20 protein-coding genes and 2 tRNA genes are annotated in these 24,005 nt (G+C 64.2%); 16 read left to right on the top strand and 6 right to left on the bottom strand.

Annotated features, from left to right (window positions below; translation table 11 throughout):
- Positions 1–109: 109 nt before the first annotated feature.
- The 4 genes from AB4Y77_RS00415 to AB4Y77_RS00400 all read right to left on the bottom strand — a co-directional run bounded on the left by AB4Y77_RS00415 (position 110) and on the right by AB4Y77_RS00400 (position 5,365).
- Complete coding sequence (locus AB4Y77_RS00415) at positions 110–2,578, bottom strand: ABC transporter permease (RefSeq protein ID WP_442012657.1); 2,469 nt, start codon at positions 2,576–2,578, stop codon at positions 110–112.
- Between the two features lie 2 nt (positions 2,579–2,580).
- Positions 2,581–3,375, bottom strand: coding sequence for an ABC transporter ATP-binding protein (locus AB4Y77_RS00410; RefSeq protein ID WP_442012656.1), 795 nt, complete (start codon positions 3,373–3,375; stop codon positions 2,581–2,583).
- Between the two features lie 88 nt (positions 3,376–3,463).
- Positions 3,464–4,177, bottom strand: coding sequence for a response regulator (locus AB4Y77_RS00405; RefSeq protein WP_442012655.1), 714 nt, complete (start codon positions 4,175–4,177; stop codon positions 3,464–3,466).
- A gap of 3 nt (positions 4,178–4,180) precedes the next feature.
- Positions 4,181–5,365 carry a sensor histidine kinase gene (locus AB4Y77_RS00400; RefSeq protein ID WP_442012654.1) on the bottom strand — a complete coding sequence of 395 codons (1,185 nt, stop codon included), beginning with the start codon at positions 5,363–5,365 and terminating at the stop codon, positions 4,181–4,183.
- Between the two features lie 125 nt (positions 5,366–5,490).
- Between AB4Y77_RS00400 and AB4Y77_RS00395 the strand changes: the two genes are divergently transcribed.
- The 10 genes from AB4Y77_RS00395 to AB4Y77_RS00350 all read left to right on the top strand — a co-directional run bounded on the left by AB4Y77_RS00395 (position 5,491) and on the right by AB4Y77_RS00350 (position 16,036).
- Positions 5,491–6,543, top strand: a complete 1,053-nt coding sequence (locus AB4Y77_RS00395; RefSeq protein ID WP_442012653.1) for a 3-isopropylmalate dehydrogenase — start codon at positions 5,491–5,493, stop codon at positions 6,541–6,543.
- Positions 6,544–6,662: 119 nt separating this feature from the next.
- Positions 6,663–7,775: a branched-chain amino acid aminotransferase gene (locus tag AB4Y77_RS00390; protein WP_442012652.1), complete on the top strand. Its 1,113-nt coding sequence runs from the start codon at positions 6,663–6,665 to the stop codon at positions 7,773–7,775.
- Between the two features lie 330 nt (positions 7,776–8,105).
- Positions 8,106–8,906 carry an MBL fold metallo-hydrolase gene (locus AB4Y77_RS00385; protein WP_442013039.1) on the top strand — a complete coding sequence of 267 codons (801 nt, stop codon included), beginning with the start codon at positions 8,106–8,108 and terminating at the stop codon, positions 8,904–8,906.
- A 23-nt stretch (positions 8,907–8,929) separates the two neighbouring features.
- Entirely contained in the window at positions 8,930–9,706 is a 777-nt protein-coding gene (locus tag AB4Y77_RS00380) for a fumarylacetoacetate hydrolase family protein (protein WP_311213430.1), read from the top strand.
- A gap of 130 nt (positions 9,707–9,836) precedes the next feature.
- Positions 9,837–11,357 carry a glutamate--tRNA ligase gene (gene gltX / locus AB4Y77_RS00375; RefSeq protein ID WP_442012651.1) on the top strand — a complete coding sequence of 507 codons (1,521 nt, stop codon included), beginning with the start codon at positions 9,837–9,839 and terminating at the stop codon, positions 11,355–11,357.
- Positions 11,358–11,371: 14 nt separating this feature from the next.
- The gene (locus AB4Y77_RS00370; protein WP_311213428.1) at positions 11,372–12,130 is read left to right on the top strand and encodes an HAD family hydrolase; all 759 of its coding nucleotides are present in this window, start codon (positions 11,372–11,374) and stop codon (positions 12,128–12,130) included.
- 126 nt (positions 12,131–12,256) lie between these two features.
- Positions 12,257–12,328 (top strand) — tRNA-Gln (locus AB4Y77_RS00365).
- 127 nt (positions 12,329–12,455) lie between these two features.
- Positions 12,456–12,531: transfer RNA gene (locus AB4Y77_RS00360), tRNA-Glu, on the top strand.
- A 107-nt stretch (positions 12,532–12,638) separates the two neighbouring features.
- Complete coding sequence (locus AB4Y77_RS00355) at positions 12,639–14,420, top strand: dynamin family protein (protein WP_442012650.1); 1,782 nt, start codon at positions 12,639–12,641, stop codon at positions 14,418–14,420.
- Positions 14,417–16,036 (top strand): GTPase, encoded by a 1,620-nt coding sequence (locus AB4Y77_RS00350; protein WP_442012649.1) that lies wholly within the window; start codon positions 14,417–14,419, stop codon positions 16,034–16,036. Before AB4Y77_RS00355 ends, AB4Y77_RS00350 begins: the two co-directional genes overlap by 4 nt.
- Here AB4Y77_RS00350 and AB4Y77_RS00345 read toward each other — a convergent pair.
- Both AB4Y77_RS00345 and AB4Y77_RS00340 read right to left on the bottom strand, forming a co-directional pair.
- On the bottom strand, positions 16,033–16,569 hold the full coding sequence (locus AB4Y77_RS00345; protein WP_442012648.1) for a DUF1697 domain-containing protein: 537 nt from the start codon (positions 16,567–16,569) through the stop codon (positions 16,033–16,035). The genes AB4Y77_RS00350 and AB4Y77_RS00345 overlap by 4 nt on opposite strands.
- A 7-nt stretch (positions 16,570–16,576) precedes the next feature.
- Complete coding sequence (locus AB4Y77_RS00340) at positions 16,577–17,296, bottom strand: IclR family transcriptional regulator (protein ID WP_014922101.1); 720 nt, start codon at positions 17,294–17,296, stop codon at positions 16,577–16,579.
- 122 nt (positions 17,297–17,418) lie between these two features.
- On the opposite strand from AB4Y77_RS00340, the gene leuC reads away from it, so the two are divergent.
- From leuC to AB4Y77_RS00310, 6 genes are all read left to right on the top strand, one after another.
- Positions 17,419–18,870, top strand: a complete 1,452-nt coding sequence (gene leuC, locus AB4Y77_RS00335; protein ID WP_311213505.1) for a 3-isopropylmalate dehydratase large subunit — start codon at positions 17,419–17,421, stop codon at positions 18,868–18,870.
- 10 nt (positions 18,871–18,880) lie between these two features.
- Positions 18,881–19,489 (top strand): 3-isopropylmalate dehydratase small subunit, encoded by a 609-nt coding sequence (gene leuD / locus AB4Y77_RS00330; protein ID WP_442012647.1) that lies wholly within the window; start codon positions 18,881–18,883, stop codon positions 19,487–19,489.
- A gap of 209 nt (positions 19,490–19,698) precedes the next feature.
- Positions 19,699–21,024: a UDP-N-acetylglucosamine 1-carboxyvinyltransferase gene (gene murA / locus AB4Y77_RS00325; protein ID WP_089595453.1), complete on the top strand. Its 1,326-nt coding sequence runs from the start codon at positions 19,699–19,701 to the stop codon at positions 21,022–21,024.
- A gap of 11 nt (positions 21,025–21,035) precedes the next feature.
- Positions 21,036–21,809 (top strand): lysophospholipid acyltransferase family protein, encoded by a 774-nt coding sequence (locus tag AB4Y77_RS00320; RefSeq protein ID WP_311213422.1) that lies wholly within the window; start codon positions 21,036–21,038, stop codon positions 21,807–21,809.
- Positions 21,806–22,858 carry an NAD(P)H-dependent glycerol-3-phosphate dehydrogenase gene (locus AB4Y77_RS00315; protein ID WP_442012646.1) on the top strand — a complete coding sequence of 351 codons (1,053 nt, stop codon included), beginning with the start codon at positions 21,806–21,808 and terminating at the stop codon, positions 22,856–22,858. Before AB4Y77_RS00320 ends, AB4Y77_RS00315 begins: the two co-directional genes overlap by 4 nt.
- A complete protein-coding gene (locus AB4Y77_RS00310; protein WP_311213420.1) occupies positions 22,858–23,994 on the top strand; it encodes a D-alanine--D-alanine ligase family protein in 1,137 nt (378 codons plus the stop codon). Before AB4Y77_RS00315 ends, AB4Y77_RS00310 begins: the two co-directional genes overlap by 1 nt.
- The last annotated feature ends 11 nt before the right edge of the window (positions 23,995–24,005 follow it).

The raw sequence follows: 24,005 nt of genomic DNA, 5'->3' as shown, positions 1-24,005 counted from the left end.
ACATACCATCCATAAAGAGGAATCGCTCTCTCACTTCCCGTCAGTTTAACGGCGGGAAGTGAGAGAGCGATTCTCGTTTGGTGTGGTGATGTGAGAGAGCGTTGCTGCCTTAGGCAGTGGCCAGGCCCTCGACGGGGGAGAGGCGTGCGGCGCGCCGGGCCGGGATCACCGACGCCAGGAGTCCTGCCACGACGGCCACCCCAAAGACCGCGGCCAGTTGCAGCCACGGTACGGCCGGAACAACGCTGGCCACGCCTCCGAGGGTTGCCTGCGCCCCCAGCCATCCGTAGACGATGCCCATGCCTGCACCCATGATGGCGGCCACCCCGGCGACGAGCACGGCTTCGATGGCCAGCATGCCGCGCAGCTGGCCCTTGGTGAGGCCAAGGGCCCTGAGGAGGGAGTTCTCCCTGGTCCGTTCAAGGACCGAGAGGGACAAGGTGTTGGCCACGCCGATCAGCGCAATCACCACGGCGATACCGAGCAATCCGGTGACAACCAACAAGAGCACATCAATGATGCTGTTGAACGTCACCCGCTCGATCGCAGCCCCGCTGACAGTTCGCTCCTGCACACCCAATGCTGCGGCGATGTCTTTCTGGAGAGCCTGAACCCGGTCCGTGGACACGGAGTCGTCCAGCTTCACCCACACCATGGATGCCGTTCCCGGCAGTGGGGACGCAGCGATGCTGGAGCTTTCCACAAACGCCGGGACGTGGCGGGTCCGCAGCACCTTGGTGTCGAGCGAAACAGTGCCTCCCGTGGTCGAGACGGTCGCGGTTCCCTCTGGAGAGTCCTCTGGAAGGTAGACGGTGCCCGTGCCCGGCTTCAGGTTGTTGTCGCGCAGCACAGAAGCCGCGTCTGCGGCGGAAAGGCCGTAGATGGTCATGCCGCCGTCCGGTGCAGCGGAATCTCCCAGTGTCCCCACCGGCTGCAGCATGACCGCAGCGCTGACGCCGTCGAGCGCCTTGATCCTGGCAATGGCCTGCCCGTGGTCACCTGAACCATCCACTGCAGTCTGGGCCGAAAGGTCCACAGGGTAGTTCTCGGCCAAGGTGTCGTTGAAGGCCTGCCGGGATGTGGCCGCACCCGTCATCATGAGCGAGACCAACGTGACGCCGATGAGCAGCGCAGCCGCGGTCGCCGAGGTGCGGGCGGGGTTGCGCGTGGCATTCACGGCCGCGAGCTTGCCCGGCACTCCCGCGGGCGCGGCAAGCCGGCCCGCCAGTGCAACCACAGTGGGGATGAAGAGCGTGGAGCAGAGGAGAATGCCGACGAACGAGGCAGCACCGCCCAGCAGAGCAACGCCCAGCGATACGTTTACGCTGCCGTACACCAGCGCTGCTGCTCCGCCCAGCAGGGCTACCAGGCCCAGGACCAGGCGTACCTTGCCGCGTTTGTTCCTGACGGACGCGTCATCGCTGGGCCGCAAGGCGGCAAGAGGAGCGACGGCGGTAGCCGCCTTGGCGGGAACCAACGCCGCGACCACGGTCAACAGAGTTCCTGCCACCAAGCCGGCGATTATGGCCGACGGAGGTACAGCCAGCGTCGCGAACGCCTGCTCAGGCTGGGACTTGGCCCAGGCGATCAACCCGGTCATCAGGCCCGTGGCCGCCAGGACACCCAGTACAGAGGAAAGGAAACCGACCACCAGGGCTTCGAGCATGACGGACCCACGGATTTGTGCCCGCCCGGCACCCAGGCAGCGCAGGAGCGCCAACTCCCTGGTTCGCTGCGCCACAAGAACGGAGAACGTGTTGGCCACCACCAAAGTGGAGACAAGGATGGCCACGCCGGCGAACGCGAGCAGCACGATGGTCAGCTGGTCCTGCCCGGCGCTCAGCATGGCAACAGTGGAGGTGACCTTCTCCTGGGCTGTTTCCAGCACAGGCCCCGTAGCCCCCGCAGCTTCCATGCGACGGGTGATGTACTCCTTGGCGGCGGCCACGTCCTCGCCGGACTTGAGGGAGAACTGCACCCCGGTATACCCCGCACCGGCGTCCTGGACCGCGTTCAGGACGGATTCGGAGGCAATCAATTGAGCTGCCGACGATGAGAAAGGATCATTGGTGGCCTGTATGAGGCCCGTAATGCTCACCTTGGCGTTCTTGACAGGGCCGGCGCCACGGAGCTCAAGCGTGCTCCCCACCGTCAGGCCAAGATGCCCGGCCGTCTTGACGTCGATCACAGCGTCCGAAGCGTTTGCCGGCATGGACCCCGAGGACAGGACCGCGCCCTCCAAGGAAGCGGGCGCCGCATTGCGCAAGCGCCCATACTGCTCTCCACCACCGGCCTCGAACATGACATAGGTGGACCGCTCGGCGTAGCTGTCCTCCACCGAAGGAGCGGACGCGGCGGCCTCCACAGCAGCCTGGGTGAACGCTTCGCCGTTCTTGGACGTGGCAACAAGGTCAGCGTTTCGATACGCCTCACCGATGCTGGCCTCCAAGGAGGCATTCGTGCTTGCACCCACCATGAGCGTGGCGGAGAGGAACATGACGGACAACATGACCGCGAGTCCGATTGCGACGAACCGCCGGAAATGCGTCGTCAGTTGGGAAACGGCAACACGCAGCATGCTCAGGCCCCCAGCTTGCCGAGGGCTGCCAGGACGGAGTCCGCGGTGGGATCGTGGATCTCGCCCACCAGGCCGCCGTCGCTCATCAGGACAACACGGTCGGCATAGCTGGCGGCCACGGGATCGTGGGTGACCATGATGATGGTCTGGCCCATCTCCTGGCTGCTCCGGCGGAGCAACGCCAGCACTTCGCCGCCGGCTTTGGAGTCAAGGTTGCCCGTGGGCTCATCACCAAAAACGACGTCGGGACGGGTCAACAGGGCGCGGGCTACTGCCACGCGCTGCTGCTGGCCGCCGGAAAGCTCATGGGGGCGGTGCTTCAGGCGGTCCTTCAACCCCAGGGTGCCGACAACGGTATCCAGCCATCCGGCGTCGGCGGTGGTCCCCGCCAAAGCCAGCGGAAGCGTGATGTTCTGCTCGGCCGTCAACGTGGGCACCAGGTTGAACGCCTGGAAAACGAAGCCGATCCTCTCCCGGCGGAGCGCGGTGAGCTGACGGTCGTTGAGGCCGGTCAATTCCGTGCCCCCCAGGACGATCCGGCCGGAATCCGCCGTATCCAGGCCGGCCAGGCAATGCATCAGGGTGGACTTGCCGGAACCCGAGGGACCCATGATCGCCGTGAACTTTCCGGCGTCAAAGCTCACCGACACCTTATTCAGCGCGGTGACCGTGGTATCGGCGCGGCCGTAGCTCTTGGTCAGCTCGTGGGCCTCGACGGCGGGGCGGGCCTGGGCATCATCGGACCCCGTGGGTCGGTCGGTTCCTGACGGGTGGGAGAGGGGCGTGAAGGTTGTCATGGTTTCACGCTATGTTTTGCTGCACCCCGTCAGGATCGGGCCAGGGGCCCATTGTCCGGCGGGGTCCCTCATACCGTGGTCTGAGGTGCTAGGAGCCGGGGGCGACAACGCCTGTCTCATAGGCGATGACCACCACCTGCACCCGGTCCCGGGCATCCAACTTGGCAAGGATGTGCCCCACATGGGTTTTCACCGTGGCCTCGGAGAGGAACAGTCCTGCTGCGATTTCGGGATTCGACTGTCCCTGGGCGATCAGTTGGAACACCTCGCGCTCGCGGGTTGTCAGGCGTTCGACGGCGGCAGCGTGCTCGGTCTGCTCCGGTGTTTGCGTCCGCAGCAACGGTGCCACATGGTCCAGCAAGCGCCGGGTGGTGGAGGGAGCTATCACGGCGTCCCCACGGTAGACGGTGCGGATGGCCTCCAGGAGCTCTTCGGGTGGAGCGTCCTTCAGGAGGAATCCGCTGGCGCCGGCCTGGATGGCAGCCAGCGCATACTCGTCCAGGTCAAAGGTGGTCAGTACCACGATCTTGATCTCCGCCCGCTGGGAACCGGAGGGCTGTGCCGCGGCCTGTTCCAGGATGCGGCGGGTTGCTTCTATGCCGTCCATCCCGGGCATGCGGACATCCATCAGGACCACATCGGCGGCGGTAGCGGACAGGGCCTGGACAGCCTCGATCCCATTGCCTGCCTCGGCCACGACTTCGAGGTCCGGCTGCGAATTGATCAGCATGCCAAAACCCGAACGGACCAACTGTTGGTCGTCAACGAGTGCCACCCTGATGGGCGCAGGAACTTCTGGCATGGCTTAGGCCTCCGAATAGGGGATGAAAGCGGACACACGGAAACCGCCGCCCTGCTCCGGGCCTGCGGTCAAAGAACCATCGTAGAGGGAGACCCTCTCACCCATGCCCAGCAAGCCGTTGCCACCGCCGGATGCCGGCGGATCAGCGGCGGCGCCCCGGCCGTCGTCGACGATGTCCAATTGCAGGCCCCTGGCCTGCCACGTCAGGGTGACGCCCGCCGTCGCCTTCGGTCCAGCGTGCTTCATGACATTGGTGAGGGCTTCCTGGATGATGCGATACGCCGTGAGCTCCGCTCCGGCCGGAAGTGCGCGGCGGGGGACGCCGCTCTGTTCAAAAGCCACCTGAAGGGTGGCGGCACGGAACCCGAGGAGGAGTTCGTCCAGGTCCGAGAGCCGCGGTTGCGGGCGGGTAGGGGAGTCGTCGTCGGAGCGGAGGACACCCAGCAGCCTGCGCATTTCGCCCAAGGAGTCCCTGCCCGTGGCGGCAATGGTAGCCAGCGCTTCCGTAGCGAGTTCGGGTTTCGCGGCGGCAGCGTATCGGGCTCCATCGGCCTGGGTGATGATCACGGACAAAGAGTGCGCCACGATGTCGTGCATTTCCCGGGCAATGTGGGAGCGCTCGTCCGCGGCGGCCAGTTTACGTTCCTGTACCTGTTCCACCTCGAGGCGCCGGGTTCGGTCTTCCAGCGCCTGAAGTTGGAGCCTGCGTACGCGTGTGAGGTCGCCAAGGGTCCAGCTCACCAAGACCAGCATCCAGATCAGGACGGTGTACAGCGTGCCGATGGTGAGGCCCATGATTCCCGATTCCGCAGTGGTCGAGAACAGCCGGGTGGTCAGCATGACGCCACCGGCGAGGCCTGCAATCAGGACACTGCGGCTGGCCCACGCAGGCCCATAGGCCGCCGTCGCGTAGATGACCAGGGGAACGGCGATTTGCCCGGCTACCGGTTCGGCGCCCACCGCCCACTGGATCAGGCATACGACGATCACCGCGCCGGCAGCCATGGCAGGCCGGGTACGCCGCCAGGCGAGGGGGAGCAGGAGGCTGCAGGACAACAGGGAGAGCCATGGGCGGTCGGCGATCAGGTAGACCGGGCCGAAGAGAAGGATCAGCAGGCACGTTGCAGTCAAGTCCACGATGAAGCGGTTGATCCGGAACCATTCGTATACTGCGTGCCTTCTATCCACGCTTAGACTCTATGCGCTCGTTCCCGCGGAGGGCATCATGCTGTGGTCTGACTCCTTCCGGGCCTAAGTGTTCGCAGAATGAGACGATTTTGACCAGCATGTGGATTGCTTGGCTAGATAGACCTATGAGTGCAACGTCCATCAATCTCGCTGTCATCCCTGGCGACGGCATTGGCCCAGAGGTCATCGCCGAAGCTGTCAAGGTCCTCGAAAAGGCCGTCGCCGCCGAAGGCGTCGCCCTTGAACTGACTAATTACAAGCTCGGCGCCCAGCACTGGCTTGAGACGGGCGAGACCCTCCCGGACGAGGTCCTGGCCGACCTGCGCACCCGCGATGCCATTCTCTTCGGAGCAGTCGGCGCGGCCCCGGGTGATACCCGCATCCCCTCCGGCATCATCGAACGCGAAATGCTGCTCAAGCTCCGCTTCAGCCTGGACCACTTTGTGAACCTGCGACCGTCGCGCTTGTACGGCACCGTCGGCAGCCCCCTGGCCAACCCCGGCACCATCGACTTCATCGTGGTCCGCGAAGGTACTGAAGGTCCCTATGTGGGCAATGGCGGCACCTTGCGTGGCGGTACGCCGCACGAGGTTGCCACCGAGGTGTCCCTCAATACCGCCCACGGCGTGGAGCGCGTTGTCCGCGATGCGTTCCGCCGTGCCAACGAGCGTTCGCGCAAACACGTCACGCTCGTCCACAAGCACAACGTGCTGGTTTTCGCAGGGCACTTGTGGAAGCGCACCGTTGAAGCAGTGGCCCAGGAATTCCCCGAGGTCACCCACGACTACCTCCACATCGACGCCGCCACCATTTTCATGGTGACCGACCCATCCCGCTTCGATGTCATCGTCACCGACAACCTCTTCGGCGACATCCTCACCGACCTCGCCGCAGCCGTGACCGGCGGCATTGGCCTTGCGGCATCGGGCAACATCAACATGGACCGCACCGCACCGTCCATGTTCGAGCCCGTCCACGGCTCAGCTCCGGATATCGCCGGTCAGCAGAAAGCCGATCCCACCGCGGCCATCCTCTCCGCAGTGCTCCTCCTGGACCACCTTGGCTACACCACGGCGGCCCGCAAGATCGAGGCGGCAGTAGTCGCCGACGTCGAAAGCCGTACCGGCGCGCCACGCAGCACAGCTGCCATCGGCGATGCCATCGCGGCCGCACTTTAGGCCCAAAACTCAGGCGTAAGCTTGTGTTGAATTATTTACCTGCTTCCCTGGTCCATCGCTGAACCACACCCTTTTTAGGGTCCGGTTCGCCCTGCCAGGTAGCTGACTGTGGAGGAAACATGACTCAGACTGCCCATGGCGTCGAATTCAGCCAGCAGCTTTCGGAAACCCCGAAGTCTGCTGAGGAGCGTGCAGCCGTCCTGGCGAACCCGGGCTTCGGCGACTACTTCACCGACCACACCGCCGTCGTCGACTACAAAGTTGACGCCGATGGCAATGGCGGTTGGCAGAATGCCCGGATCGAGCCTTATGGACCCATTTCCCTGGACCCTTCGGCCGCGGTCCTGCACTACGGCCAGGAAATCTTCGAGGGCCTCAAGGCCTACCGTCACGCTGACGGTTCCGTCTGGACCTTCCGGCCCGAAGCCAACGCTGCGCGCTTGAACAAGTCCGCCCGTCGCCTCGCCCTGCCGGAGTTGCCCGAAGAGTACTTCCTGGGCGCCATCCGCGAACTCGTGCAGGCCGACAAGGAATGGGTTCCGTCCGGCGACGGTGAAGCCCTTTACCTGCGTCCGTTCATGATCGCGACGGAGGCGTTCCTCGGTGTCCGGGCTGCCCGCGAAGTGTCCTTCCGCGTCATCGCTTCACCGGCCGGCAACTACTTCGGTGGCGAGCTCAAGCCCGTCTCCATCTGGATCTCCCGCGAATACGCCCGTGCAGGCCGCGGCGGAACCGGTGCGGCCAAGTGTGGCGGCAACTACGCCGCCTCCCTGATCGCGCAGCAGGAAGCCGAAGCGAACGGCTGCAAGCAGGTACTGTTCCTGGACCACTTCAACGACGACGCCGTGGAAGAACTCGGCGGCATGAACGTCTTCTTCGTCATGAAGGATGGCTCCCTGGTGACCCCGGCCCTCAGTGGCACCATCCTTGAAGGCGTCACCCGCATGTCCGTCATCCAGGTTGCCAAGGACATGGGCCGCGAAGTCACCGAGCGAAAGATCACCCTGGACGAATGGCGCGACGGCGTTGCCTCCGGCGAGATCACCGAAGTTTTCGCTTGCGGTACGGCAGCCGTGATCACGCCGATCGGTGTGCTCAAGGACGCCACGGAGTTCATCGGCTCCGAAGACGCAAAGGCCGGCGAGACCACCATGGCTATCCGCCAGCAGCTTCTGGGCATCCAGACCGGAACCGTCGAGGACGCCCACGGCTGGCTGACCCGCCTGGTCTAGCCTCCGGACGTCCCGAAACGCACCGCACGACGGCGGCCCTTCCCTTGGTTATCAAGCGGAAGGGCCGCCGTACTGCTTCCCGGACGCTCACTCACTTCCCTCGGGTTTGGGGTGGACGCTCTTGCAGGGCTTGTGGCCCTCTGCCGTATTGTCTCCCCGAGCCGATCCGCTTTTTGCGCCTGGGTGAGAGAAGGATGGCGGGATGGCCGTGGGATGTGAGAGAAGGATGGGGGGATGGCCGTGGGATGTGAGAGAAGGATGGGGGGATGGCCGTGGGATGTGAGAGAGGGTCTTCGGAGGTGTCAAGATGGGGGAGTGACTTCAGAATCAATGGCGACTTCCGGCACTTCACCGAATGACGATGACTCCTTCCTGCAGCGCAGCAGTGAACTCACCCGCTTCCGGTTGGCCCCGAACCCCGGACCCATGAGTTTGGACGGCACCAACTCGTACATCATTGGCGCGCCAGGCTCCGGCCGCGTGGCGGTGGTGGACCCGGGACCGGCCGATGAACGGCATCTGGCGGCACTCGCGGCGGCCGGCGCCGTTGATGCCGTGCTGATCACCCACCGCCACGCAGACCACACGGAGGCTTCGGCCCGCTTCCATCAGCTGACCGGGGCTCCGGTCCGGGCTTTTTCCCGGGAGCACTGTCACGGGGGAGAACCGCTCACGGACGGCGAAGTCCTGAGTGCAGGAGGCGTCGAAATCCGCGTCGTGGCAACCCCGGGCCACACCTCCGATTCCGTGTGCTTCCATCTCCCCGGCGACGGCCCGCACGGCTCAGTCCTCACAGGGGACACCATTCTGGGACGCGGCACCACGGTCCTTGATTATCCCGACGGCCGGTTGGGGGACTATCTTGCAAGCTTGGACAGGCTGGAGGCGATAGGGCCGGCAACGCTCCTACCGGCCCATGGCCCTGTGCTCCCTGCGTTGGATGCGACATGCCGCGAGTATCGCGAGCATCGTGAACAGCGGCTCGACCAGATCAGGGCGGCCCTGAAAAACCTGGGTCAGGATGCGTCGATACACGCCGTCACCGACGCTGTCTATCCCGACGTCGACGCTTCGGTCAGATGGGCGGCGGAGACTTCAGTAGCAGCGCAGTTGGATTACCTCCGAAGCTGAGACCGGACTGTAGGCTTGAGCCCATGCGTATCGCCCGGTTTGTAGTTGATTCTGATCCCCTTTACGGCGTCGTTGACGGTGAGCCCGGCAGTGAGGAAATCACTGTCATCAACGGCGACCCGTTCTTCAACGGCGTCGAACGTACCCATGTGAAGCACAAGCTCGAGGACGTCCGGCTTCTGGCGCCCATCATTCCCCGCAGCAAGGTGATTGGCGTCGGCCGGAACTTTGCCGAGCACGCAGCGGAGCTCGGCAATGAAGTTCCCCAGCAGCCCTTGTTGTTCCTGAAGCCCAACACCTCGGTCATCGGCCCGAACGATCCCATCATCCTTCCTGAGTTCTCGGAGGAGGTCTCCTTCGAAGCTGAGCTGTGCGTGGTCATCGGCCGCATCTGCAAGGACGTCCCGGAGGATCGCGCGGACGACGTCATTTTTGGCTACACCTGCGGCAACGACCTCACCGCCCGCGATGTCCAGAAGACGGATCTCCAGTGGGCCCGCGCCAAGGGTTTCGACACCTCCGCGCCGCTGGGCCCGTGGATCGAAACCGAGCTCGACCACGAAGACCTGTCCATCCAGGGACGGCTCAATGGTGAGCTCCGCCAGGACGGCAGCACCAACCAGATGATCCGCGGCGTCCGCGAACTCGTCTCGATCGTTTCCCACGCATTCACCCTGCTCCCGGGCGACGTCATCATGACCGGAACCCCGGCAGGCGTCGGCCTGGTCAGCGAGGGCGACCGTTTTGAGGTGGAGATCGAAGGCATCGGCCGGCTGTCCAACCCGGTGGTCCGCCGCTAGGCTCCCAGCGAAACCTCAAAAAGCCAAGGCCCGACGGCGGCACCGCCTTTCGCACGAAAGGTGAGTGCCGCCGTCGAGCGCTTTCAGCCGGGAAACCGACGTGGCGCCAAGCGGTAAAGTTGGAACTATTATGACTATTGCTTCTGCGTCGAACGCTGCCTCCAGCGCCATCCCTGCCGTCAACGCCGAGACTCCGGTCCGCGTCCGCTTTTGCCCGTCACCCACGGGAACTCCGCACGTTGGCTTGATCCGTACAGCCCTGTTCAACTGGGCGTATGCGCGCCACACTGGCGGCAAACTGATCTTCCGCATCGAGGACACGGACTCTGCCCGCGACAGCGAGGAGAGCTACCACCAGTTGCTGGATGCCCTCAAGTGGCTCGGCATCAACTGGGATGAGGGCGTAGAGGTTGGGGGCCCGCACGAGCCGTACCGCCAGTCCCAGCGCGGCGACATTTACCAGGACGTCATTGCCAAGCTCAAGGCCGGTGGCCATGTCTATGAGTCCTACTCCACTCCGGATGAAATTGAGGCCCGCCACAAAGCCGCAGGCCGCGACCCGAAGCTGGGCTATGACGGATTTGACCGGCACCTGACCGAGGAACAGCTGGCCCAGTTCAAGGCCGAAGGCCGCGAGGCTGTCCTGCGTCTCCGTATGCCGGACGAGGACCTGACCTTCAACGACCTCGTCCGCGGCGAGATCACTTTCAAAGCCGGCTCCGTGCCCGACTTCGCAGTGGTCCGCGCCAACGGCGCCCCCCTGTACACCCTGGTGAACCCAGTGGATGACGCGCTCATGGGGATCACCCATGTCCTGCGCGGCGAGGACCTCCTGAGCTCCACTCCGCGCCAGATTGCGCTGTACCGTGCGCTCTACGCCATTGGCGTGGCCGCGTACATGCCGGAGTTCGGCCACCTGCCTTACGTCATGGGCCAGGGCAACAAGAAGCTCTCCAAACGTGATCCAGAGTCCAGCCTGTTCCTGCACCGGGAGCGTGGCTTCATCCCCGAAGGCCTGCTGAACTACCTCTCCCTGCTGGGCTGGTCGCTGAGCGCAGACGAGGACATCTTCACGGTGGAGCAGCTCGTGGCCAACTTCGACATCCACGATGTCCTGGGCAACCCGGCCCGCTTCGATATCAAGAAGGCCGAGGCCATCAACGGAACGCACGTCCGCTTGCTGGCGCCGGAGGACTTCAAAGAGCGTTTGGTTCCTTACCTCCGCGCTGCCGGGTTCGTAGGGGAGATCCTCACGCCGCGGCAGGAAGAGATTCTTGCCGAGGCCGCCCCGCTGGTGCAGGAACGCATTACCCTCCTGGGCGAGGCTCCTGAGATGCTGGCGTTCCTGTTCAAGGCCGACGACGCCATTGACGTAGCGGATGACGCCCGGAAGGGACTCCCTGCCAACCTGGACGAGGTCCTTGACGCTGCCCTGGCGGCGCTGGAGCCCATCGGGGAGTGGACGGCTGAGAACATCCAGACGGCACTGAAGCAGGCTCTTGTGGAGGACCTGGGCATCAAGCCCCGGGCCGCCTTCGGACCCGTGCGCACTGCCATCTCCGGTCGCCGCATCTCTCCGCCGCTGTTCGAATCCATGGTGATCCTTGGTAAGGATTCATCCCTGGCCCGCGTCCGCGCTTTCCGCAGCTAAGGGCGGCTTCAGTCATGGCGATCGCAAGCTCCTTCGGCACTATCCGCGGTGTCCTCTTCGACATCGATGACACCCTGGTGGACCTTGAGTACGCCATGACCACAGCATTGCGCGACGTCAGCGAACATCTCCTGCCCGGCCTGGACCAGGCCGGGTGGGTGAAGTTCGGCCGCATCTTCACGCATGAGACCACGCACTTTTATGACCGATACTTGGCCGGCGAGCTGACCTTCAACGAACAGAGGCTGCTTCGCGGCAGGGCTGCGTTGGGCCACTTCGGTGTGGAACTCGGTGAAGGCGAAGAGTCACAGGCCTGGGTCTCTGAGTATCACCAGCGCCAGACCTCGTACGTGAGAGCCTTCGACGACGTGGCAGAAGTGCTGGATGCGCTCGACGCCGCGGGCATTCCCTATGGAGCCGTGAGCAATAACGTGCACGACTACCAGCGCGCCAAGCTGGACAGTGCAGGTCTTTCCAGGATCAAGGTTCTGGTGGGCACCGATACTGTTGGCGTACCCAAACCGGATCCTGCCATTTACCTCGAGGGAGTGCGCCTCCTGGGCACGACGGCGGGGGACACCCTCTACGTCGGGGACAACAGGCTGCTCGACGCTGACGGAGCCTGTGCGGCCGGGCTGATGGGCGTATGGCTGAACAGGACCGGAGAAGTCGTGGAAGAGTTCACCGGACGCCAGGTGGACTCCCTGACAGGGTTGCTGGCCACGGCCCCAAGTGCCGTTGGGGGCGCGCATCCAGCGGCGCGAATCATGTGATGCAGGTAACGTCCTCCCGATTTGTGCAGGTGACAAGACTCCGGTAGAGTCATTACTCGTGCTGAGGGGCACGGAGGGAAAAGCCAAGGGAAACCGAAGCGCGGAACTCCGGTCCGAAAGTCACTTTGGGATATGGTGTAATTGGCAACACTACGGTTTCTGGTACCGTCATTCTAGGTTCGAGTCCTGGTATCCCAGCTCTGAAAATCCGCGTCAACACGCAGGAATTTCGGAAGTTTCGAGTCGCTGATGCGATTTGGAGCGGAGCTGAAAGTATGAAATACTCATTCAGCTTGATCGCCGGAAACGGTGATAAAAAGTGCAAGGCCCCATCGTATAGCGGCCTAGTACGCTGCCCTCTCACGGCGGTAACGCGGGTTCGAATCCCGCTGGGGTCACCACCGAATCCCCCGGAACCACGGTTCCGGGGGATTTCTTTTTGCCTCCGTTTTTCCACATAACGCCTGCCCAGCGCGTCGGAGGTGGAACGGGCTGGCATGATGATGCTGTGACCGCAAACGAAGACCCGGCAGCTATCCGGCAAACGCCCGTACCCCAAGGTGCGGCGGCCGCCGTCGAGGCCTTGGAAGCTGCCCGCGCGGAACTGGCGGCCACCACCCTTCCGCTCGCGGTGCCTGAGGCCCCGGAGGCCCGCCAATGGATTCGCGAATCCCTTGCGCAACTCGACGATTACGTCATTCCCCGCTACCGCAGCCTGGACGCTCCGTTGCTCGCCGTCGTGGGGGGCTCCACAGGTGCTGGCAAGTCCACGCTTGTCAACGCGCTGGTGGGGTATCCGGTCACCAGGGCAGGTGCCATCAGGCCCACCACACGTCAACCCATCCTTCTGCACCACCCCAAGGACGCCGGTTGGTTTGAAGGCCACAGGATACTGCCCAGCCTGGACCGCATCCGAGGCGCTGTGTCGGCGAGCCCGATGCCCGCAAACCAGGCAGGTGCGGCACCTGACGCCCAGGCCATCACGTCGTTGGTCTTGGTGGGGCATGACGCAGTCCCGCAGGGAATAGCACTCCTGGACGCGCCGGACGTCGACTCCATCTCCGATGACAACCGCCGGCTCGCTGGTCAGCTGCTCGCGGCCGCGGACCTCTGGGTGTTTGTCACCACGGCAAACCGCTACGCCGACGCCGTCCCCTGGCGACTGTTGCTGGACGCGGCGTCACGGGATATCACCGTAGCCGTGGTGCTGGACCGTGTGCCCGTGTCCGCCGAAGAAGAGGTCAGGACCGACCTCATGGCCATGCTGGACCGGCAGGGGCTCGGCGGCGCGGAGCTCTTCGTCGTTCCGGAAAGTGCCTTGGACGGACTGGGAATGCTGCCGGAAGAATCGGTGTCAGCGCTGCGTCAGTGGCTGGGAGCCTTGGCATCGAATGCGGCTGGCAGGGCGGACGTTGCCCGGCGGACGCTGAATGGGGCTGTCAAAGCCGTCAGCGTCCGATTGGAGGGCATCGCCGCAGCGGCATCAGCCCAGGATGCCGCTGCGCACGAACTCCAGACCATCTGCGTTCAGGAGTACGAGCAGGCGCTGTCCCGAATTCTCGAGGCCACCAAGGACGGTGCACTGCTCCGCGGGGAGGTACTGGCACGGTGGCAGGACTTTGTGGGCACGGGGGAGTTCTTCCGGGCATTGGAGCAAAACATCGGGCGGATGCGGGATCGGGTGGGTGCTTTCTTCCGCGGGGAGCCGGCTCCCGCGGTGAAGGTCGAGACCGCCATCGAGACCGGGCTTCAGGCAGTAATCCTGGACGAGGCCGCCACGGCAGCAGAAAACGTAGACAGACGATGGCGTGCTGACGCCGCGGGCCGCCACCTCCTTGGCGCCGATGACCTGTCAGGGACAAGCGAGGGCTTCGACGCGAAATCTGCCGCTGCCATCCGGACCTGGCAGGAAGGCCTGATGGAGATGATCCGCACCCAAGGACAGGGGAAACGGACCCAGGCCCGCTGGCTGTCCTTCGGCGTCAACGGCCTGGGCGCTGCACTCATGGTGGTGGTGTTCTCCATGACCGCGGGCTTGAGCGGACTGGAGATCGGCATCGCCGGCGGCACGGCAGTAGTCGGCCAGAAATTGTTGGAAGCCGTATTCGGCGAGGACGCGGTGCGTCGCCTGGCCCAGCAGGCCCGGGATGACCTGCACACCCAGTGCCAACGGATGTTGGACGACGAACGGCAGCGTTTCCTCGACCGCCTTGAGGCGGCGCATCCAAGCTCCGGGAACCAACTGGCCCGCCATGCCAAGACCCTTCGCCGCCTGGCGGGGGCCGCATGAGCCGCCACGGCCAAGTCCGCGAGGCATCCCAACTGCAGAGGCGGCTCGAGGCGCTGAATACGGCGCGCGAACTCGCCGAAGGCGTGCTTCCGGACGAAAACCTGCAATCTGTCTATGACGTCCTGGAGCGTGCCACCTCCAGGCGTTCATTGTCGGCCGGGCACACCGTGGTGGGTTTTTTTGGGGCCACGGGCAGCGGCAAATCATCCTTGTTTAATGCCGTGTCCGGCAGCGACCTTGCCACCGCGACGGCGCGACGCCCCACGACATCAGCGGCGTTGGCGGGAATTTGGGGTGAGGATGGCAGCGGCCCGTTGCTCGACTGGCTGGACGTCAAGGAACGGCATCCGCTGCCACCTGTCCCGGGACTGGCCGACGCGGACACAGGCCTGGTGCTCCTTGATCTGCCGGACTTCGACTCCACCAGGGTGGAAAACCGGGAGATTGCCCAGCGCATGGTGGGCATGGTGGATGTCCTCGTCTGGGTCCTGGACCCGCAAAAGTACGCTGACGCCGCGGTGCACAACGACTTCCTTCGGCCCATGGCCTCCCACGGTGCCGTCACCTTGGTGGTCCTGAACCAAGTGGACAAGCTGAACGCCGCCGATGCTTCAGCAGTCATGCAATCGCTGGAGGCCATCCTGGAGCGTGACGGGCTGGGCGAGGTCCGCGTGGTGGGTGCGTCAGCAATAACCGGCGACGGCGTCCCTGCCGTCTGCGGGGCCATCAGGAACGTCGTAGTACAGCGGGAGGCAACAACGCGGAGGCTGGCGGCCGACGTCGTCAAGGCCGGCGCTGAACTCGCCCACGCGTCAGGCGAAGGTGAGGCACGGGGCATTACTGCAGGAGCCAAGGTGCGGCTTGCGTCTGAACTGGCGACGGCGGCCAACGTGCCGGTAGTGGTGGACGCGGTCCAGCGGTCCTTCACGAGGGCATCGGCCCGACGGACTGGATGGCCCGTGACGCGATGGCTGTTGCGCTTCCGGCCGGACCCCTTGCGGAGGCTGAACCTGGGGCGGGAGGACACCCGGCCCGATCTCAGCCGGACGTCCTTGCCGCCTGCCGGTGCGCCTGAGAGGGCACGAACCGATGCTGCCGTCCGGGATTTTGCGGACGTGGCGTCGGAGGGTGCTCCCGGACCGTGGCGGGCTGCCATCCGCGCGGTGGCGCGGGACGGCCGGGAGCAGCTGCCCGATGCATTGGACCAGGCAATCGCCGGTACTGACCTGAAGGCCACGCAACGACCCCTGTGGTGGGCGTTGTTCAACACGCTCCAGTGGCTGGCGCTTGTGCTGGCCGTGGGAGGACTGGGCTGGCTCGGTGTGCTGGCCGCACTGGGCTACTTCCAGATGCCCGTGCCGGAAGTACCGCGGACCGAGGGCTGGCCCTGGCCTACGCTGATGGTGGCCGGGGGAGTGCTGCTGGGAATCGTCCTTGCCATTGCCGGTCGCATCGTGGGCGGATGGGCAGCGAGGGCTCGTGCCTCCCGGGCCGCGAAACGGCTGAAAGCGGCAGTGGCTGTCGTTGCCGAGCAGCGGATCGTGGAGCCGGTGGACGTTGAGATCACCCGGTTGAAGGCCTTCAGCGCCGCATTGAAAACGGCACGTTCTGCCTAAAGGGCCGCGGCCGCGTCCCGGACTTTGATGAGCGTGCGCAGGTTTCTGGTGGTGGTGCCGGCTTTGTAGCGGGCCTTGGCGGAGAGCTTGCTGAACGGACTCTCCAGCGTGCCGCCGGCGGGCGCCAGCCACGCTGAAGCTTCAGGGCCCAGCCGCACCTGCTCCACGCCGCCCAGGGCTTCGCCGGCTTCAAAGAGTTCATCGAGCATCGCTGTATCGGAAGCCAGTGTGATGTAGCTGTGCGTGGATTTGTCATCAGCCGGGTAGGGGCAGGCGTCCACTAATTCGCCCACGCGGCCTGCTGTGAGGACCACCACCCAGGCGTCGTAGCCGAAGGTCTTCCGCAGGCACTGCTCGAACTGCGCCTTGACCTCTGGGGCTTTGAGCTCGCTCTGCAGCACGACGTTTCCGCTGGCCAGGAGGGTTTTGACCTTGGCGAACGGGTAGTCCTGAAGGGCAGCCTTGAGGTCGGCCATCTTGATGTTGATGCCGCCTACATTGATTCCGCGGAGAAAAACGGCGTAGTTGCCCATGTCGGACCTAGTCGTTGTTCTTTCGCAGGGCTTCCGTCAGCACCCGGGCGGCGTTGCAGACTACTTCGGCGTGCAGGCGGCCCGGCTGGCGGGTAAGCCGCTCGATGGGACCTGAAATCGACACGGCCGCAATGACCCGGCCGGACGGTCCACGCACGGGGGCAGAGACCGAGGCGACCCCAGGCTCGCGTTCGCCGAGGCTCTGACCCCAGCCCCGGCGTCGTACTCCTGCCAACACGGTGGGCGTAAAGCGGGCGTTCTGCAGCCCTTCAAGAAGGCGGTCGTGGTCTTCCCACGCCAGCAGGACCTGGGCGGCGGAGCCGGCCTTCATGGACAGCTGAGTGCCCACCGGGATGGTGTCGCGCAGGCCGATGGGACGTTCGGCTGATGCGACGCAGACACGCCAATCGCCCTGCCTGCGGAAGATCTGTGCACTTTCACCTGTGGCGTCGCGCAACTGGATCAGGACCGGTCCCGCGGAAGCGATCAGCCGGTCCTCGCCTGCAGCGGAGGCCAACTCCACGAGCCTGCTTCCCAGGACGAAGCGTCCTTGGATGTCGCGGCTCACCAGCCGGTGGTGGACCAGCGCCAGCGCGAGGCGGTGAACCGTGGGCCGGGCAAGGCCCGTAGCCGCTACAAGTTGCGCGAGTGTCGTGGGCCCGGCCTCGAGTGCATCGAGTACCTGGGCCGCTTTATCAATGACACCGACTCCACTAGAATTGTCCATGTAATGATATTGCCGTCTCAATATCTGAGATGCAAGTTCTTTCGCTGGCCTATTTCGCAGCGATGCTGCTTCAGTGGACCAAGAACAACGCAACAAGCCAACGCAGTGAAGGGAGCAAGGCCGTGGGAAAGACACTGGCCGAGAAAGTCTGGGACGCGCACGTGGTGCGCAAAGGTGAAGGCGAAGGAGCCAACGCCCAGCCCGATCTTCTCTTCATCGACCTTCACCTGGTTCACGAAGTGACCTCACCGCAGGCCTTTGAAGGCCTGCGTTTGGCCGGCCGGCCGCTGCGCCGCGTTGACCTCACCATTGCGACCGAGGACCACAACACTCCCACGCTGGACATCGACAAGCCAATTGCCGACCTCACCAGCCGCACCCAGATTGAAACCCTGCGTGCCAACTGCAAGGAATTCGGCGTCCGCCTGCACTCCCTGGGAGACAAGGAACAGGGGATCGTGCACGTTGTGGGCCCGCAGCTGGGCCTGACACAGCCGGGCATGACCGTGGTCTGCGGCGATTCCCACACCTCAACCCACGGGGCCTTCGGCGCCCTGGCCATGGGTATTGGTACGTCCGAGGTTGAGCACGTCATGGCAACGCAGACGCTGTCCCTGAAGCCGTTCAAGACCATGGCCATCAACGTTGAAGGTACGTTGCGTCCCGGCGTGACCGCCAAAGACATCATCCTCGCGGTCATTGCGAAGATCGGCACAGGCGGCGGCCAGGGATACGTCCTGGAATACCGTGGCTCGGCCATTCGCGCCCTGTCCATGGACGCCCGGATGACCATCTGCAACATGTCCATCGAAGCCGGCGCCCGCGCAGGCATGGTGGCTCCGGACCAGACCACCTACGACTACATGCAGGGCCGCCCGCATGCGCCTGAAGGCACAGACTGGGATGCAGCCGTCGAGTATTGGAACACGCTCCACACCGACGCCGACGCCACCTTTGATGTTGAGGTGGACCTGGACGCGGACACCCTGGAGCCGTTCGTGACCTGGGGTACCAACCCCGGCCAGGGCGTTTCCCTCTCGGCGAAGGTTCCCTCTCCGGAGGACTTCGGTGACGAGAACGCCAAGGCCGCTGCCGAGCGGGCACTGCAGTACATGGGCCTGGAAGCCGGCACTCCCATGAAGGACATCCGTGTGGATACAGTCTTCCTGGGGTCCTGCACCAACTCCCGGATTGAGGACCTCCGCGTTGCTGCCGACATCATTCGCGGCCGCGAGAAGGACCCCAAGGTCCGCATGCTGGTGGTCCCGGGCTCGGCCCGTGTCCGGCTGGAGGCCGAAGCTGAGGGTCTGGATAAGGTCTTCAAGGAATTCGGCGCCGAATGGCGCTTTGCCGGATGCTCCATGTGCCTGGGCATGAACCCGGACCAGTTGGAGCCGGGAGAGCGTTGCGCGTCAACGTCCAACCGCAACTTTGAGGGCCGCCAGGGCAAGGGGGGTCGCACGCACTTGGTCTCACCCGTTGTTGCCGCAGCCACGGCCGTGCGCGGCACGTTGAGCTCGCCGTCGGACCTGGAGTCCGTCACGGCCGGCAGCCTGACCGGAACAGCAGTCTAGGAGGATCACCATGGAAGCATTCACTACCCACACCGGCATCGGCGTGCCGCTGCGCCAAAGCAACGTGGACACCGACCAGATCATCCCTGCGGTCTACCTCAAGCGCATCACGCGAACCGGCTTTGAAGATGCCCTCTTCGCCGCCTGGCGCAAGGACGAATCCTTCATCCTTAACCAGGTCCCGTTCAATGCCGGTTCCGTCCTGGTGGCTGGGCCGGACTTCGGCACGGGTTCATCCCGTGAGCATGCTGTCTGGGCGCTGAAGGACTACGGCTTCACAGCCGTGTTGTCTTCCCGGTTTGCCGATATCTTCCGGGGAAACTCCGGCAAGCAGGGTCTGCTCGCCGCACAGCTCGCACAGGATGACATTGAGCTCATTTGGAAAGTGCTGGAAAACGCTCCCGGCACCGAAGTCAAGGTTGACCTTGTCAGCAAGACCGTGGAGTGCGGCAACATCGTGGCTCCGTTCGACATTGACGACTACACCCGCTGGCGGCTCCTGGAGGGCCTCGATGACATCGGCCTGACGCTTCAGCATGAAGAAGACATCACCGCCTACGAGGCCACGCGTCCTTCCTTCAAGCCCAAGACGCTTCCCGCGAAGCTTCAGGCTGGATAGCGGCGCCATCTGAGGCCGCAGAGCGGCAGAATATGGACCGGTGGGCACCCGTTGGGAGTGCCCACTGGTCCTTTTTCGTCAACGTTCAACTGATGCCTGAAGCTCGCGGCGCCGGGTGCGTCCATTTCGGTTCGGTAACGCGAGCTTCTATGCTTAGCTGGAGCCTTTGTAAGTTTGGGGGGCGAGTAGTCGTGAGGAAACCGGTATAGATGAGTAGTGTTCTGACAATCCGCGGTGGCGTCCCCTTAACAGGACGAGTGACCGTTCGCGGTGCCAAGAACCTGGTGCCCAAGGCCATGGTGGCGGCGTTGCTGGGCAGCGAACCATCGGTGCTGAGGAACGTGCCGGAAATCAAGGACGTAGAGGTTGTTACCAGCCTGCTGCAGCTGCACGGCGTGACAGTAGTGAAGGATCCGGTCACGGGTGACCTCACCCTGGATCCCAAGGATGCCAAGACTGCGTCCAGTACCGCGATTGATGCCCACGCCGGGGATTCCCGGATTCCCATCCTGCTGTGCGGACCCCTGATCCACGCCATTGGCGAGGCCTTTATCCCTGACTTGGGTGGCTGCAAAATTGGCGACAGGCCCATCGATTACCACCTGAACGTGCTCCGCCAGTTCGGCGCAGTAGTTGAAAAGCGCCCGGGCGGCATCCACATTTCCGCGCCGCACGGCCTCCATGGAGCCAAAATCTCCCTTCCGTATCCGTCGGTTGGTGCCACGGAGCAGGTGCTGCTGAGCGCAACGCGAGCCGAGGGAATCACTGAACTCATCGGCGCCGCAACTGAGCCCGAGATCATCGACCTCATTGCTGTCCTGCAGAAAATGGGCGCCATCATCAGCGTCCAGACTGACCGCACTATCAGGATTGAAGGCGTTAAAGATCTCCGCGGGTACAACCACCGTGCTCTCCCGGACCGCAACGAGTCCGCGTCCTGGGCGTCCGCTGCGTTGGTGACCAGGGGCGACATCTTCGTTGAAGGCGCATCGCAGCGGGACATGATGACCTTCCTGAACACCTACCGCAAAGTGGGTGGCGGAATGGACATCGGCGACGACGGCATCCGCTTCTACCACCAGGGCGGGAAGCTCTCCCCCTTGGTCCTGGAGACGGACGTGCACCCCGGGTTCATGACGGACTGGCAGCAGCCCCTGGTCGTGGCCCTGACACAGGCAGAAGGCGTGTCGATCGTCCACGAGACCGTCTATGAAAACCGGTTCGGGTTCACTGATGCGTTGGCACGGATGGGCGCGAATATTCAAGTGCACCGCGAGTGCCTGGGCAGCGTCCCGTGCCGGTTCGGACAGCGGAACTTCCTTCACTCCGCCGTCATCTCAGGACCCACCCCGCTCCGCGGTACCGACATCGATATCCCGGACCTTCGGGGCGGCTTCAGCCACCTCATCGCGGCGCTGGCAGCTACTGGTACCTCCAGGGTGACGGGCATCGACATCATCAACCGCGGTTACGAGCGCTTTACCGAGAAGCTGGCCGGCCTGGGCGCCGACTTCGATATCACCACCACCAAGTAGCGGGGGATCCCTTGAAGGAATCGGCCAAGAGCCGTGCCACGTTCGTGCTGCTGGCGGGCCTCGCGCGCCCGTTGATGAACCTCCTGATGGCCAAAAAGTGGGAGGGTGTTGAGAACCTTCCGCCAGGCGGTTTCATTGCGGCACCAAACCACTGCACTGAGATTGACCCCATCGTGATCGGGCACATGGTGTACAACCAGCAGCGTCCGCCGCACTTCCTGGCCAAGAAGGGCCTCTTCAAGGTGCCCGTGCTCGGAGCCCTGCTGCATGCCACCAAGCAGATACCCGTTGAACGCTCGACGGCGGGAGCGAACCGCTCGCTGCAGGTCGCCAAAGAGGTGGTGGATGCCGGTGGTGCCATCATTATCTATCCCGAAGGTACGCTGACCCGCGATCCCGACCTTTGGCCCATGAAGGGGCATACGGGGGCCGCCCGGCTTGCCTTGCAGACCGGAGCGCCTGTAGTGCCCATGGCGCACTGGGGTGCGCAGGAAGTCTTCCCGCGCTACGCCAAGCGCTTCCACCTTTTCCCGCGCAGGACGGTGCGGGTCCTCGTCGGTAAACCGGTGGACCTCAGTGCCTTCGCGGACCGACCGATGGACCGCTCCACGCTGACTGAGGCAACCGAGGTCATTATGGATGCCATCACCGGGCTGCTGGCGACACTGCGCAACGAGCCCGCTCCTGCTGAACGCTGGGATCCGGCTGTTCACAAACAGTCAAAGCACGGCCGTTTCGTTGAGCGCGGATCCTCCGACGCGCCGGAACCGGAGGATGGTAAGTGACACTTCTCCAAAGCCCCGTCCACGCACCGGACATCGTGGCGGTTTTGGGTGCCGGATCGTGGGGCACGACGTTTGCCAAAATCCTCGCCGACGCCGCGGAGGCTGCCGGCGCTGAACGCACCATCCGGATCTGGGGCCGCCGTCCCGAGGTCGTGGAGCAGATCAATTCGCAGCACCGCAATGCCCAGTACCTGAAAGACATCGAGCTTCCCGCAACCATCACCGCGTCCACGGACGTGGCGGAGGTCCTGAAGGACGCAACGTTGGTGGTCCTTGCGGTTCCGGCCCAATCCCTCCGGCCACAACTGGGCGAGTGGAAGCCGTTGCTGGCCCCCGACGCCGTAGTGGTGTCGTTGATGAAGGGATTGGAGCTGGGGACTGATGCCCGGATGAGCGAGGTCATTGCGCAGGAGCTGGGGCTTCCCGCCTCCCGTGTAGCAGTGGTTTCCGGTCCCAACCTGGCGATGGAAATCGCCAGGGAGCAACCAACCGCGTCCGTGGTTGCCTGCAGCGACGCTGATACCGCCGCTGTGATCGCGTTGTCCTGCACCGCGCCCTACTTCCGGCCGTACACCAGTACGGACGTTGTGGGTGTTGAGATCGGCGGAATCGTCAAGAATGTCATTGCCCTTGCCGTGGGCATATGCGAAGGCCGGCAAATGGGCGACAACACCAAGGCCTCGGTGATCACCCGGGGACTCGCAGAGACCTCCAGGCTCGCCCTGGCCCTCGGCGGTGAAGCCCACACCATGGCCGGGCTGGCCGGCTTGGGCGATCTGGTGGCCACCTGCTCATCGGCGTTGTCGCGCAATCACACTGCGGGCCGGTTGCTCGGAGAAGGGCTCAGCCTGGAACAGGTTGCAGAACAGATGACGCAGACCGCCGAAGGCATCAAGTCCGGCCCTGCCGTGCACGAGCTGGCCGGCAAGTTGAACGTTGAAATGCCCATTACGGCAGCCGTGGTAGCGGTGCTGGAAGGCAGAATGTCCGTTGATGACCTGGGACCACGTTTGCTGGCCCGGGCACTGAAGTCCGAAGGCGACTACTGATGGTGTCAGATCACTCCACCCCTGCAACCGGCCGCCCCCGCGTAGCGGTTCTCTTTGGCGGGCGCTCCAGCGAACATGCCGTCAGCTGCGTCACCGCGGCCGGCGTCATGGGCGCCATCGATAAGAGCAAGTACGAGGTCATTCCCATCGGCATCGCCAAATCCGGACAGTGGGTCCTGGCCTCGGGCGACACCAGTCAGTGGTCCTTAAGTTCCGCAGCGCTTCCTGAAGTGGCGCCGTCGGGAAAGACTGTGACGTTGGCCGAAGTGGGCGGTGAGCACCAGCTGATCGTGACCCAGCCCAACGCCGTCCCGCAAGAGCTGGGATCCGTGGACGTCGTATTTCCGCTGCTTCATGGGCCCTGGGGCGAAGACGGAACCATCCAGGGCCTCCTGGAACTCTCCGACACCCGCTATGTTGGCGCCGGCGTCCTTGCCTCCGCAGTCGGGATGGACAAGCACTTCATGAAGGTGGTGTTCGAGTCCGCGGGTCTGAGCGTTGGACCGTACATTGCAGTCACGGACCGTGAATGGCTGACCGACGCCGAGGCTGTCCGGAAGCGCGTGGACAAGCTCGGGTTCCCCGTGTTCGTCAAGCCTGCCCGCGCCGGTTCGTCCATGGGAATCTCGAAAGTGGATTCCCTGGAGGGCTTGGACGCCGCGATTGAAGAAGCCCGCCGGCATGACCTGAAGCTGGTGATCGAAGCCGGCATTGTGGGCCGCGAGATTGAATGTGCCGTCCTCCAGGGACGCGGCACCGATGCGCCCCGAACGTCCATGCCCGGTGAAATCGCGGTGGCAGCGGGGGAGCACCAGTTCTACGACTTCGCCGCCAAGTATGTCGAAGACGGTGCGGCCGCTCTGAGCTGCCCGGCCGACATGCCCGAAGAAGCCATCAGCCGCGTGCGTGAGCTCGCTGCTGTGGCTTTCGATGCTGTGGGAGCCGAAGGCCTCAGCCGTGTGGACTTTTTCTACACCCCTGCCGGCGAGCTGATCATCAACGAGATCAACACCATGCCGGGCTTCACACCCAAGAGCATGTACCCGCAAATGTGGGCAGCATCAGGTCTGGCCTATGGTGAGCTGATCGACGAATTGATTCACCTGGCGCTGACCCGCAAGACCGGCCTGCGCTGACCCATGGCCTG

The organism is Paenarthrobacter sp. YAF11_1, assembly GCF_052113445.1.
Lineage (GTDB): Bacteria > Actinomycetota > Actinomycetes > Actinomycetales > Micrococcaceae > Arthrobacter.
Note: the sequence above shows the minus strand (reverse complement) of the source record. Positions and strands in the feature narration are given on the sequence as shown.

Excerpts from the sequence above, each read along its gene's own strand:
- gltX (WP_442012651.1), top strand. The coding sequence starts at position 9,837 with ATGACTATTGCTTCTGCGTCGAACGCTGCCTCCAGCGCCATCCCTGCC.
- AB4Y77_RS00405 (WP_442012655.1), bottom strand. The coding sequence starts at position 4,177 with ATGCCAGAAGTTCCTGCGCCCATCAGGGTGGCACTCGTTGACGACCAA.
- AB4Y77_RS00370 (WP_311213428.1), top strand. The coding sequence starts at position 11,372 with ATGGCGATCGCAAGCTCCTTCGGCACTATCCGCGGTGTCCTCTTCGAC.
- AB4Y77_RS00410 (WP_442012656.1), bottom strand. The coding sequence starts at position 3,375 with ATGACAACCTTCACGCCCCTCTCCCACCCGTCAGGAACCGACCGACCC.
- AB4Y77_RS00340 (WP_014922101.1), bottom strand. The coding sequence starts at position 17,296 with ATGGACAATTCTAGTGGAGTCGGTGTCATTGATAAAGCGGCCCAGGTA.
- AB4Y77_RS00345 (WP_442012648.1), bottom strand. The coding sequence starts at position 16,569 with ATGGGCAACTACGCCGTTTTTCTCCGCGGAATCAATGTAGGCGGCATC.
- leuD (WP_442012647.1), top strand. The coding sequence starts at position 18,881 with ATGGAAGCATTCACTACCCACACCGGCATCGGCGTGCCGCTGCGCCAA.
- AB4Y77_RS00350 (WP_442012649.1), top strand. The coding sequence starts at position 14,417 with ATGAGCCGCCACGGCCAAGTCCGCGAGGCATCCCAACTGCAGAGGCGG.
- AB4Y77_RS00385 (WP_442013039.1), top strand. The coding sequence starts at position 8,106 with ATGGCGACTTCCGGCACTTCACCGAATGACGATGACTCCTTCCTGCAG.
- AB4Y77_RS00395 (WP_442012653.1), top strand. The coding sequence starts at position 5,491 with ATGAGTGCAACGTCCATCAATCTCGCTGTCATCCCTGGCGACGGCATT.
- murA (WP_089595453.1), top strand. The coding sequence starts at position 19,699 with ATGAGTAGTGTTCTGACAATCCGCGGTGGCGTCCCCTTAACAGGACGA.
- AB4Y77_RS00390 (WP_442012652.1), top strand. The coding sequence starts at position 6,663 with ATGACTCAGACTGCCCATGGCGTCGAATTCAGCCAGCAGCTTTCGGAA.
- AB4Y77_RS00415 (WP_442012657.1), bottom strand. The coding sequence starts at position 2,578 with ATGCTGCGTGTTGCCGTTTCCCAACTGACGACGCATTTCCGGCGGTTC.
- AB4Y77_RS00310 (WP_311213420.1), top strand. The coding sequence starts at position 22,858 with ATGGTGTCAGATCACTCCACCCCTGCAACCGGCCGCCCCCGCGTAGCG.
- AB4Y77_RS00380 (WP_311213430.1), top strand. The coding sequence starts at position 8,930 with ATGCGTATCGCCCGGTTTGTAGTTGATTCTGATCCCCTTTACGGCGTC.